This is a genomic window from Nocardia sp. XZ_19_369 (genome assembly GCF_015355715.1).
Classification (GTDB): domain Bacteria; phylum Actinomycetota; class Actinomycetes; order Mycobacteriales; family Mycobacteriaceae; genus Nocardia.
On record NZ_JACVED010000009.1, the window covers coordinates 349,700 to 362,111 of the forward strand.

Annotated in this window: 8 protein-coding genes; 5 read left to right on the top strand and 3 right to left on the bottom strand. The window is 66.5% G+C overall.

What is annotated here, in order from left to right; translation table 11 throughout:
* Window positions 1–58: 58 nt before the first annotated feature.
* A complete protein-coding gene (locus IBX18_RS42435) occupies window positions 59–1,069 on the bottom strand; it encodes a hypothetical protein (RefSeq protein ID WP_228542102.1) in 1,011 nt (336 codons plus the stop codon).
* Window positions 1,070–1,462: 393 nt separating this feature from the next.
* Window positions 1,463–2,605, bottom strand: coding sequence for a serine hydrolase (locus tag IBX18_RS32225; RefSeq protein ID WP_194837251.1), 1,143 nt, complete (start codon window positions 2,603–2,605; stop codon window positions 1,463–1,465).
* Window positions 2,606–2,805: 200 nt separating this feature from the next.
* Here IBX18_RS32225 and IBX18_RS32230 point away from each other — a divergent pair, with 200 nt between their 5' ends.
* Both IBX18_RS32230 and IBX18_RS32235 read left to right on the top strand, forming a co-directional pair.
* Entirely contained in the window at window positions 2,806–3,558 is a 753-nt protein-coding gene (locus tag IBX18_RS32230) for a helix-turn-helix domain-containing protein (protein WP_194837252.1), read from the top strand.
* Window positions 3,559–3,670: 112 nt separating this feature from the next.
* Entirely contained in the window at window positions 3,671–3,958 is a 288-nt protein-coding gene (locus tag IBX18_RS32235; protein WP_194837253.1) for a hypothetical protein, read from the top strand.
* A 53-nt stretch (window positions 3,959–4,011) separates the two neighbouring features.
* Here IBX18_RS32235 and IBX18_RS32240 read toward each other — a convergent pair whose 3' ends face one another.
* Complete coding sequence (locus IBX18_RS32240) at window positions 4,012–4,428, bottom strand: ATP-binding protein (protein ID WP_194837254.1); 417 nt, start codon at window positions 4,426–4,428, stop codon at window positions 4,012–4,014.
* Between the two features lie 385 nt (window positions 4,429–4,813).
* On the opposite strand from IBX18_RS32240, the gene IBX18_RS32245 reads away from it, so the two are divergent.
* From IBX18_RS32245 to IBX18_RS32255, 3 genes are all read left to right on the top strand, one after another.
* The gene (locus tag IBX18_RS32245) at window positions 4,814–9,343 is read left to right on the top strand and encodes a HAMP domain-containing protein (RefSeq protein WP_194837255.1); all 4,530 of its coding nucleotides are present in this window, start codon (window positions 4,814–4,816) and stop codon (window positions 9,341–9,343) included.
* Window positions 9,343–11,721, top strand: coding sequence for a SpoIIE family protein phosphatase (locus IBX18_RS32250; RefSeq protein ID WP_194837256.1), 2,379 nt, complete (start codon window positions 9,343–9,345; stop codon window positions 11,719–11,721). Before IBX18_RS32245 ends, IBX18_RS32250 begins: the two co-directional genes overlap by 1 nt.
* 298 nt (window positions 11,722–12,019) lie before the next feature.
* The gene (locus tag IBX18_RS32255; protein WP_194837257.1) at window positions 12,020–12,304 is read left to right on the top strand and encodes a hypothetical protein; all 285 of its coding nucleotides are present in this window, start codon (window positions 12,020–12,022) and stop codon (window positions 12,302–12,304) included.
* The last annotated feature ends 108 nt before the right edge of the window (window positions 12,305–12,412 follow it).

Sequence of the window (12,412 nt, forward strand, 5' to 3'; positions counted from 1 at the left end):
GCACGCTGCGTTGGCACGCACCTATAAGCTTCCGGTCTGGTTGCTGCGCAACGCGCGCCTAGCGGCTGGTCGGTCCAGGTGCCCCGTCGCCGCCATCCGAACCGGAGCGTTGGTTCCTACCGCCCGGGGCATTGTTGCTCGACGGAAGGCTCGGGGTCCTCGATTGATTCGATGATTCCGGCACGCTGGTCGACGGTGCCGACGCCTTCGGCGCACTCGTTGACGGTGACGATGACTTCGGCACGCTCGTCGACGGCGTCGGACCGCTCGTCGTGGACTTCCCTCCGTCGGTGCCGTTGTGTGGCGTCGTGGTAGTCGGCACCCGGCTCTCACTGGGCTGCACCGTCTCGTCGTCTCCGCTCGGCGAGGGCTTGTCGGGCTGGTCACCGCCGCCACTCCACAAGTGGCCCACGGTGGTGACTTCGTCGCCCGAGATCGATTTCCCGGTGACACCCTCGAAGCCGGTGATCATCAGAATCGCGATGAGGAACCCGACCACGCTGGTGCCAACGATCAGCGGCCAGTGCAGGCGATACCCGCGGCGTACCTGCTCTTCGCCGGATTCGGCACCGGGAGACCGGAGATTCAGCTGGGGAATGACCACAGTGGGTTCCTCGCCGACGGACCGCCCAGCGCCCACTCCTGGCACCCTGTTGTTCGCGGGCTGCCGCTGCTCTCTCGGGGTTTGATACCCGGCACCTGGCCGCATGTCGTTTCTACGGCCCGTCCACGCCTGCGTGGGCGGATGGTAGTTGTCCGTCCGTTGTCCAGACACCTGCCGCGGTCGCTGAACCGGCCCGGCCTGCTGCCGAATACTGGGATCCGCCAGCGCCAGCGCCGCCTCCCTGGTGCGCTGCGCCGCCTCCTTCGTCTTGCGCATCGAGCGCAGGTACAGTTCGCCGCCGACCGTGGACACCACGCTCGCGATCCCGGCACCCGCCACGGTGCCGGCCACCCCCAGCGTCGATCCCAGAAAAGCCGCAGTGACCGCAGCCAAAGCTGCCGCAGTGACCTGCGACGGTTTGATGCCATCCTTCTTGTCAGGGGTGCCTTCCCGCTCTTCGCCCATTATCCCGATCTGCTCGCATCGTCACCGTTTCAATTCCTCGACGCTACAAGCCGGGCCGACCGCTAGACTCGTTGCCGGGACTACTTGTGACACAACGCATTCCAGCCGCTTAACGAACATGAAGTCGACCTAACAATCAAGAACAATCCGGTCTTGGCAATCCCCGCCGCCGCCCGGGCGACGGAGCTGCATCGCCGCAACCTCGAATCCCCTCAGCCCACCGCAATTACGTCTACGCCAAAGGATTTCACGTTCTGGCGCGATAACGATCATTCGGCCGCTTCTGCTCCTCGATATCGACGGCCCCCTGAATCCGTTCGCGGGTGACCGCGGACTTCTCGCCGGACATGCCGGTGAAGTCGACAGTTCAGCACCGCCTGTAGTCCGGCGTCTTCACGAGCCGATCGCGACGCCGAACTCTGCCTCGATGAGCTCGAACATGAGGTTCCAGGACTTCCACTCCGTATTGGTGTGCACGGCGAGTGTGTGCCGGTCAGCGGGGTCGGTCACCGCGAAGAACCAGGAGCCCCACAGGCTGCCGCCGACGCCGCGCAGGGTCCGGCCGTCGGTGGCCGCCTTGTCGAACTCGAACAGGCCGAGACCGTAACGGGCATGCGGCATCCAGTGCCCACCTTCGGTGGAGACCGTGGTCCACATCTGCCGATGCTGGTCCGGCGGCAGCAGACTGCCGGTCGCCAGCGCGTCGATGAATCGAACCATGTCGCCGGTGGTCGAGACGACGTTGCCTGCCGAAAACCCGCCTGACGTCTTGTACTCGGTGACGTCGAGCGGCTCGAGGTCGGGATCTTCCATCATCGATTCCCAGTTCTCCGGGGTGATCGCGGCCGGGTCCGCACCTTCCTTGAAGAACAGGGTCGAGTACGCCCGCGGGTGCGGTTCGGGGTATCCGGTGTGTTCGGTGGGGCGCACGTAGGTGCCGGTCAGGCCGAGCGGCTGGACGACTCGGTGATCGACCTCGGCGGCGTAGCTGTTGCCGGTGGCTTTCTCGATGATCGCCCCGGCGATGAAGAAGCCGCCGTTGGAGTACGCGAAGAGCTCACCCGGCGCGCCGACCGGCGGCTGCGAAACCGCAAGGCGCAGTAGCTCTTCGGTGCTGAACTCGTCGAGGCGGTGCTCGTCGAAGGCGGATCGGGTCGCGTAGCGGTAGCTCATTTCCGGTGCGAGGCCGGTGATGAAGAGACCGCCGGTGTTGTTGAGCAGGTGCCTGATGGTGATCGTGTTGCCGTCGTAGCCGTTGACATTCAGCACGCCGGGCAGCCACTTCTCGACGGTGTCGTCGATGCTCAGGACGCCCTGGGCTTCGAGGCTCAGCAGCGTGGCGGCCGTGAAGGCCTTACCCGCGCTGCCGGTGTGCACGTGCTCCCCCGGCTGACGCGGGGCACCGGTCGCGCGGTCGGCCACGCCCGCGGCGCCGAACCAGGTCTGTTCGCCGTGCGCGACCTCGGCGACTATGCCGGGCACGTGGTACGTGGCCACCGCGCCGTCGAGTACCTGCTGAATACCTGTGTGGGTCATGACGATTCGTCCTTGCTCTGCGAAGGTCTTTACGACATGACAAAAGTAACGTTGCATTCACAGATCGATCAATCAGAGTTGGCCATGCAAGAACACGTATTCCCTGATCTAACAGCAGATTTCGTTGCGCATCGCCTGTCACTTAATGCAACGCTTCCGTTGCATTAAGCTGTTGCCGACTCCGACAGCTGAGGAAACCCATGCCCGGTGCACGATTGACCGAACAGGATCGGCGACAGATCGCCGTAGGCCTGCGCGACGGACTGACCTACGCCGCGATCGGCCGCAGGCTCGGGCGACCCACCTCGACCGTCACCCGTGAGGTGATGCGCAACGGCGGCCCGAACCGCTATCGCGCCGGGCAGACGCACCAGACCAGCACCCGATACCCGCGCAAGCGCCGCAAAGCCGCACCGATGTCGGGCACCGGGAGCGCCGAGGTCGGCGGTCGCGATCCACGGGTCGTCGACCAGGTCGCCGCGCAGACCACGGACCTGCTCGTCGAAGCAGGGCTGCCGCAGATGACGGCACGGGTGCTGGCCGCACTCTTCACCACCGACAGTGGCAGCCTCACCTCGGCGGAACTCGTGCGGCGCCTGCACGTCAGCCCGGCCTCGATCTCCAAGGCGGTGGGATACCTGGAGGGGCAGGTGCTGCTGCGGCGCGAACGCGACCCCCGAGGCCGCGCGGACCGCTACGTCGTCGACGATGATCTCTGGTACCAAACCGTCATGGCAGGCTCGCGCGTCGATATCCGGATCGCCGACGCCTGTATGGACGGTGCACAGCGTCTCGGCGCCACCACACCGGCCGGCACCCGGCTGGCGAATATGGCCGAGTTCCTCCTCCGCGTCAGCGAGGACCTGGTCCGCTCGGTGGAGCACTGGCGTCGGGTCTACGCTCTCGGCTCAGACGGCGAGAACCAAGCGCCACCGTCGAACTCGTCGCCATGATCTACGTCACCGGCAGTATCGTGAATGGGATCTGCTGATCGTCGGCGATGTGTACCGCTGGGCGTCGCCCGCAATGGTCGACCAGGCTTACGGAGATCTCGAGGAGCCACGGATGTCATCGAACCGACCGCCGCCGTTGGAGCTGCGCAACGGGTTGGGCACCACCGCCCTGGTGGCCGGGATCGTCTCCGTCGTTTTCGCGTTCGTTCCCATTGTCGGCGAACTGGTCGCCGCCCCGGCTGCCGTGGTGGCTCTCGTCTGTGGCTGGATCGGGTTCGACCGCGCAGACAGAGGGCTGGCGACCAATCGCGGCGAAGCAATCGTTGGCAGCGCACTGCCAGTGCTATCGATTTTCGTGATGTTCCTGGTTTTCGCCGCCACAACAGGTGCGGGTAGTTGATTCGGTTCGCCATTCCGAGCATGAGGCCGACTGCCGACTGACCCGAGAAACGTTCACGCTCGATGGCCGGACCGGTCCAGTTCGATCTCGGCCCATACGGTTTTGTGGCCATGGTGGCGGATGGTTGCCCAAGCTGTGGCGAGGCACTCGATCAGGATCAGCCCGCGACCGCCCGCGCGGTCCGGGGTTCGCGGATGCGGGCGGCCGGGCCCGGTGTCGTCTACTTCGATGCGTAACCGCCGGCGGCGCAGTGATACTCGGGCTCGGCGCGGAGGCTGGCCGTGGCGGTGGGCGTTGCTGGCGAGCTCGTCGAATACCTGGACCGCGTCCTCGAGCAACTCCCCTTGCAACGCTGCCAGCAACTCCCGCACCTGCGCCCGCGCCTGTGCGAGCGTGATGACGTCGAGATCCAGATCCAGGGCATCGCCGCGGTCGTCGCGGTGGAGATTGTCCACCAGCGGTGTCGTCACGACTCACCCCTTCCACGTCATCGTTCGAATGCACCCGAACTACCCGCCGGTCACCAATGGAAACCCTGGTGTTGCCGTACAGAAGTCGAAGTCGTGCACAGCGACGGAAACACCACCCACATGCCGAACCTGATCGACGCCCAGGACAGTACGCGCACCCCGGCAGCACGAGATATCGCTGCGACGTCAACTCGGGTACTCGATGCGTGTTCGCCTGATCAAGCTGGGGGCAAACGAATCTCGGCGATCGCGCAGCGGCTAAGGTCATCGGTCAGTGGGTGTTCAACAGCCAGCACCCACTACTTGTTGACGACTCCTTCGGGCACGACACGGTGGAAAGCCGCCGTGCCTATCGGCGTCGAATCGACCAGATCTGAGGACGACCATGACGGACACGGTGGCTGCTGCCTCGACCGGACGTAAGTACACGCCCGCGGCTACGGACCAGGTCGAGTTGCGCCAGCTACTCGCGGGTTTGACCGCAGTGCGTGACGGCGATTTCGGGACACGGCTACCGATGGACGGTGACGGGCTGCTCGGTGAGATCGCCACGGTGTTCAACGGCATGGTCGATCAGCTCTCGCTGTTCACCTCGGAGGTCACCCGGGTGGCGCGCGAGGTCGGCACGGACGGGCGATTGGGTGGGCAGGCCGAAGTGCCGGGGGTCTCGGGCACGTGGAAAGACCTCACCGACTCGGTGAACGCGATGGCAGGCAACCTGACCAGCCAGGTGCGCGATATCGCGCAGGTCGCGACAGCGGTGGCCCGCGGCGATCTGTCCCAGAAGATCGACGTGGATGCGCGCGGGGAAATCCTGGAGCTCAAGAGCACCGTCAACACCATGGTGGACCAGTTGTCCGCCTTCGCCGACGAGGTCACCCGGATGGCACGGGAGGTGGGCTCGGAAGGGCAGCTCGGCGGCCAAGCCCAGGTGCCGGGAGTGGGTGGCGTGTGGCGCGATCTCACCGACTCGGTGAACTTCATGGCGGGCAACTTGACCGCGCAGGTCCGCAACATCGCCCAGGTCACGACCGCGGTGGCGGGCGGCGATCTGAGTCAGAAGATCACGGTCAGTGCCCGCGGGGAGATCCTGGAACTCAAGAACACCATCAACACGATGGTCGACCAGCTCTCGTCGTTCGCCGACGAGGTCACCCGGGTGTCGCGCGAGGTCGGCACGGAAGGGATCCTCGGTGGTCAGGCGGACGTGAAGGGCGTGTCGGGCACGTGGCGCGATCTCACCGACTCGGTGAACTTCATGGCGGGCAATCTGACCGCGCAGGTGCGTTCGATCGCGCAGGTCGCTACCGCGGTGGCTGGTGGTGATCTGAGCCAGAAGATCCGCGTCGACGCCCGCGGGGAAATCCTGGAACTCAAGAACACCATCAACACGATGGTCGACCAGCTCTCGTCGTTCGCCGACGAGGTCACCCGGGTCTCGCGCGAGGTCGGCACGGAGGGCCGGTTGGGCGGGCAGGCGGACGTGAAAGGCGTCTCCGGCACCTGGAAGGACCTCACCGAGTCGGTCAACGTCATGGCCGACAACCTCACCGCGCAGGTGCGTTCGATCGCGCAGGTCACCACCGCGGTCGCCGGTGGCGATCTGAGCCAGAAAATCCGCGTCGACGCACGCGGGGAAATCCTGGAACTCAAGGAGACCATCAATACGATGGTCGATCAGTTGTCCGCCTTCGCCGACGAGGTCACCCGCGTCGCCCGCGAGGTCGGCACCGAGGGCAACCTCGGCGGCCAGGCCACCGTACGCGGCGCCTCGGGTACCTGGAAGGACCTGACCGACAACGTCAACGTCATGGCGTCCAACCTGACCAATCAGGTGCGGTCCATCTCGCAGGTCGCGACGGCGGTGGCCCGCGGCGACCTGAGCCAGAAGATCAACGTGGAGGCGAAGGGCGAGGTCGCCGCGCTCGCCGGCGTCATCAATACGATGGTCGACACGCTGTCCGCGTTCGCCGACGAGGTCACCCGCGTCGCCCGCGAGGTGGGCACCGAGGGCATGCTCGGCGGGCAGGCCCGGGTGCCGAACGTGGCGGGCACCTGGAAGGACCTGACCGACAACGTCAACTCGATGGCGAACAACCTGACCAATCAGGTCCGCAACATCGCCCAGGTCACGACCGCGGTCGCGCAGGGCGATCTGACCCGCAAGATCGATGTGGACGCGCGCGGCGAGATCCTCGAACTGAAGACCACGATCAACACGATGGTCGATCAGCTCTCCGCGTTCGCCGCCGAAGTGACCCGGGTGGCCAGGGAGGTGGGGTCGGAGGGCCGCCTCGGTGGGCAAGCCGAAGTCGAGGGCGTTTCGGGCACGTGGAAGCGGCTGACCGAGAACGTGAACGAGTTGGCAGGCAACCTGACCCGCCAGGTTCGCGCCATCGCGGGGGTCACCAGTGCCGTCGCGGAGGGCGACCTGACCAGGTCCATCACCGTCGAGGCCTCCGGCGAGGTCGCGGAGTTGAAGGACAACATCAACTCGATGGTGGAGTCGCTGCGCGAGACCACCAAGGCCAACCAGGACCAGGACTGGCTCAAGACCAACTTGGCCCGCATCTCCAGCCTCATGCAAGGGCAACGCGATCTGCACGTGGTGGCCGAGCTGATCATGGACGAACTGGCACCGTTGGTTTCCGCGCAGTTCGGCGCGTTCTACTTGGCCGACGACACCGCCGCACCGCCGGAGCTGCGTCTGATCGGTTCCTATGGCAGCCCGGAGGAGCCGGACAGCCCGACGCGTTTCACTTTCGGCCAATCCCTGGTCGGCCAGGCCGCGCGCAGCCGCCGCACCATCGCGGTGGACTCCGTCCCCGGCGACTACGTCACGATTTCCTCCGGGCTGGGGCAGACCGCGCCGGTCAACCTGCTGGTGCTGCCGATCGTGGTGGAAGACCAGGTCCTCGGCGTGATCGAGCTGGGCTCCCTGCACCGCTTCACCCGCATTCACCAGGACTTCCTCGACCAGCTGATGGAGACGGTCGGCGTCAACGTCAATACGATCGTCGCCAACGCCCGCACCGACGAGCTGCTGGGCGAGTCGCAGCGGCTGACCTCGGAGTTGCAGGCCCGTTCGCAGGAGTTGCAGGTCCGGCAGGAGGAACTGCAGCGGTCCAACGCCGAGCTGGAGGAGAAGGCGGAGCTGCTTGCCATGCAGAACCGCGACATCGAGGCCAAGAATCTCGAGATCGAGCAGGCTCGCCAGGAGCTGGAGACCCGCGCCCAGCAGCTCGCGCTCGCGTCGAAGTACAAGTCGGAGTTCCTGGCCAACATGAGCCACGAGCTGCGCACACCGCTGAACAGCCTGTTGATCCTCGCTCAGCTGCTGGCGCAGAACCCGGCTCGCAACCTCACCCCTAAGCAGGTGGAGTACGCGGGCATCATCCACTCGGCCGGTTCGGATCTGCTGCAGCTGATCAACGACATCCTCGACCTGTCGAAGGTGGAGGCGGGCAAGATGGACCTGACCCCCGAGCGCGTGCCGTTGCGCAAGCTGCTGGACTACGTCGAGGCCACCTTCCGGCCGATGACCACCCAGAAGGGCCTGGGATTCCGGGTCAGCACCGCGCCCGAGTTGCCGCTCGAGTTGCTCACCGACGATTCCCGGCTGCGCCAGGTGCTGGGCAATCTGCTGTCCAACGCGGTGAAGTTCACCGAGACCGGATCGGTACAGCTGCGCATCAAAGAAACGCGAGCCGACGACGTGCCCCCCGTGGCGCGCCGCCACGGCCCGACCCTCGCGTTCGAGGTGATCGACACCGGCATCGGCATCGCCGAACATCAGCTCGAATCGATTTTCGGTGCGTTTCAGCAGGCCGACGGAACGACCAGCCGCAAGTACGGCGGCACCGGACTCGGCCTGTCGATCAGCCGGGAGATCGCCTACCTGCTCGGCGGCGCCATCACCGCCGACAGCACCCTCGGTCAGGGCAGCACCTTCACCCTGTACCTGCCGATCGCCCGACCCGATTTCCAGCAGGCGCCACACCACGACGAAGACACCCGGCAGCTCGAGGACGGAACCCGGCTCGAGGCTGCCCCCGCGCCGTCCCAGCAGCAGCGCAGGCTGCTGATCGTGGAGGAACGTCCGCAGGGGTTGTTGTCCTTGGTCGCGCAGAGTGCGGTGGCCGATCTCGCGGACAGTAGCGACCCGCGCGGTCCGGTGCAGATCGTCGCCGCGGTCGGCGCGGAGGAGGCGGTGGCGGCGCTGGCCGTCGACGCATTCCATTGCGTGGTACTGGAGTTGGACATGCCCGACAACGCCGCACTGCGATTCCTGGAGACCATGGATGGGGATGCCGCGATGCGCGGTGTTCCGGTACTGGCGCACAACCGCCGGCTCGATGCCGAGCAGGAGCGTCTGCTCCAACAGCTCACCGCGAACCGGCCGTTGGAGCTGCTGTCCAGCCTCGACGAATTGCGGGAGCGGATCGTACTGCACGTCACCGCCGCGGCACCCGAAGATGTGCTACCGCTGGTGCGCCGCGAGGACGCCACGGCCGCGGCGCCGCAGCGCCCGGACGGCAAGCTGGCAGGCCGTACCGTGCTCATCGTCGACGACGACGCCCGAAACCTGTTCGCCCTCAGCAGCATTCTCGAATTGCACGGCATCAACGTGCTGCACGCCGAGAACGGGCGGGAGGGAATCGATACCCTGCTCGCCCGCGCGGAGACGGATCTGGTCCTGATGGACGTCATGATGCCCGAGATGGACGGCTACGCCGCGACCGCGGCGATCCGCCGGATGCCGCAGTACGAGGCTCTGCCGATCATCGCCGTGACGGCCAAGGCCATGCTGGGTGACCGGGAGAAGTGCCTCGCCGCAGGCGCCAACGACTATGTCACCAAACCGGTCGACGCGGACGCGCTGCTCGCCTGCATCCAGCACTGGCTCGACGCCTGATGACCGCCTCGGAAATTCCTGCGGACAGCACTGCCGGCAACAGTCCAGCCGAAGGACCCGCGCTCAACCGCCTCGCGGCCACCGTCGAGCGGTTGCGCAACGAGATTCAGCAGGCCCAAGCCACCGCCGACGGCCGCGCGCTGATCGAAATGGCCAAGGGCGTGCTGGTCGAACGGCTGCGCTGCGGGCCCGCCCAGGCGGCGCACCAACTCGGGGTGCTTGCCGAGCAGGCGGGTGTCACGCCGTTGGAGCTGGCCGCGGAGGTGGTGAACCAGGCCGCACAAGACAAGGTCAGTGCGGCAGCGGGAGAATTCCTGCTCCGCGCCGCGGCACCGGGCGATCCGTCGGCCGCGGTACGGCTGCGCACGGCGGAGAGCGGGCTGCTCGCCGCCGGTGACACCCAGCGGGTGGCCGAGGCGCTGCTCGATCACGCGCTTGCGCCGCTCGGTGCCTCGGCGGCGGCGATCTGGGCGGCAGGTACCGACGGATCGCTCTCGCTGCGCGGTTTCGTCGGTATCAGTCCGCACGAGGCCCAGCAGTGGCGATATGTGCCACCCGGCGTGGCGACCCCGGCTCGGCAGGCGCTGACGCAACGAAAAGCGCTATGGATCGAGGACCTGAGCTCATCCAGGTTGCCGTCGATCGGCGACCACAGTGGCGGCCGGGTGGCCATCCCCGCGGGCACCAACGGCAAACTGCTCGGCGTGCTGGAGGTGTGCTGGCCGCAACCGCTCGAACCGCAACGGCCGCAAATACAACGGCAACTGGAGGCCTTGGCCGAACTGTGCGCCCACACGTTGGAATCGGACACGGCCGGTGCGCCGGTACCCCACGGGCCCGACGTCGCCGACCTCGTCCGGCTGGCCGAGGCGCTGTTCGACTCGGTCCTCGTGCTACTCCCCCACTTCGACCACGACGGCACAGTCACCGACTTCCGCATCCATCACGTCAACTCCCGCTTCGTCGATCTGGCAGGCCGTCCCCGCAACCGGATAAACGGCGCCCTGCTCCTCGAGGCGTACCCGATGGCGGCAGGCGCGGGCCAAATATTCGAACTGATCGAGCATGTCTTCGCCACCGGGGAGACCTACCGCGCCGACCGGGCGGTGCTGACCGAACTGGTCGACCAGATACCACTGACCGTCTCGGCCGCGCTCAGCATCAGCCGCCACGGTGACGCGGTGCTCATGGTGTGGCAGGTCGAGGACGAGACGGTGCGGCTCGCGGCGCTGCTCCAGCACGCACAACGCCTCGGCCGCGTCGGCGGATTCGAGGAAAACCCGGACATCGGCGAAATCACCTGGAGCAGCCAGCTGTTCGACCTCTACGGCCTGGCACCGACCGCGAACCCGATCCCGCTGCGCCGCTTGCCCGACCACGCACACAACGACGACGCCGACGCGGTCCGACGATTCCTGCGCACCGTGCTCCGCTACGGCAACGCCGCCTCCACCGCGTTCCGCCTGATCCGGCCCGACGGCGTCACCCGCCACATCCGGATCATCGCCGAGCCGGTACTCGACACAGCAGGGCATCTGCTCGCCATCCGCGGTGCCTACCAAGACATTTCGGCACAGCACTGGACCGAGGTCGCACTCTCGGCCACCCGCGACCAGCTCGCCCACACCGAGCAACACGCCGCCGAGCAGAGCCGGCTGGCACGCCAGCTCCAACAGGCGATCATGCCCGCCGCACAACCATCCATCGACGCGTTCGGGCTGCACATCGCGGTGCGCTACCGGCCGACCGAACAGGACCACCTCGTCGGCGGCGACTGGTACGACGCAATCGTGTTGCCCTCCAAGCAGATTCTGGTGTCGGTCGGCGACATCACCGGCCACGGCATCACCGCGGCCACCGACATGGTCGTGCTACGCAACGCACTGCGCGGCCTCGCCGCCACCGGAGCCGGACCCGGCCAACTGCTCACCTGGCTGAACCTGGTGGCCCACCACCTGACCACCGACATCTACGCCACCGCCATCTGCGGCCTCTACGACCCGCAGACGCGCGTACTGAGCTGGGCCCGCGCGGGCCACCTTCCCCCCGTGCTGGTCCGCGCCGGGCAAGCGACCGCCCTGCCGCTGCTCGACGGAATAATTCTCGGCGCGCTGGCCGAAACCACCTATGAAGAAGGCGAACTCCAGCTCGAACCCGACGACGTCCTCCTGCTCTACACCGACGGCCTGATCGAACGCCGCGGACGCCACCTCGACGAGTGCGTGGAGCGCCTGCTCGCCGCGTCGGCTCGCTTCAGCGGCAGCCTCGATGAGCGCCTGGACGATCTGCTGGACAACAGCGACTCCGACACCGACGACGACACCTGCGTGGTGGGGATTCAAGTGGGGCCAGGGCTCCCGTCGCCGAGCGGCTCATAGCCTGGAACTGCTGTTACACCTTTATATCGGCCATTGCGGTTCTTCGACCATCGACCAGTTGGCCCAGCGTTCGCGCACAGCTTCCACGACTTTTGCAATCTGAGCCGGTTCGCCCACCGAGTAGCCGGCCGCACGATGCGGTGATGGACAGGGTCGAGGCGACGACAACTGGTCGAGCCAGCCGAGGTCGGGCGACGCGCGGGTGTGATCCTGATCAACAACTTCTAACAGTTACTGTTGAGCTACCGATAGTCGAGTTGTCCAGATCAGATCCGCACCGTCTCCACAGGAGGACCGTATGAAGCAGCGTGCAGCCTTACTGACCGCAGCGGTGAGCACCGCCCTCGCGGCGCCACTGTTGATGACCGCCACTGCCAACGCCGACGTGTGGCAGCCGGTCCCGGGTATTTCGATCCCGCTGCCCGACGGCGTGTTCCGGGGGTTGCCCGGCGTCATCGCCACCCCGCCGCCCGGGCCCGCGCCGACCGAAGGCGCGCCCTGCGAAGGTGACGGTCACTGGGTGCATCTCGAGGGTGGCAACGCTGCTCACTACGGCACCGAATGGCTGTGCGCCCACAACTGACATCGACGTAGCACTGCAAACTGGTCGCAAACGGCCGGTCGCAGTGCTCGTACAGCTGGCGCACCCCGGACCGAACATCAGGCCAACGGTGAGATGACCTCGATCTCC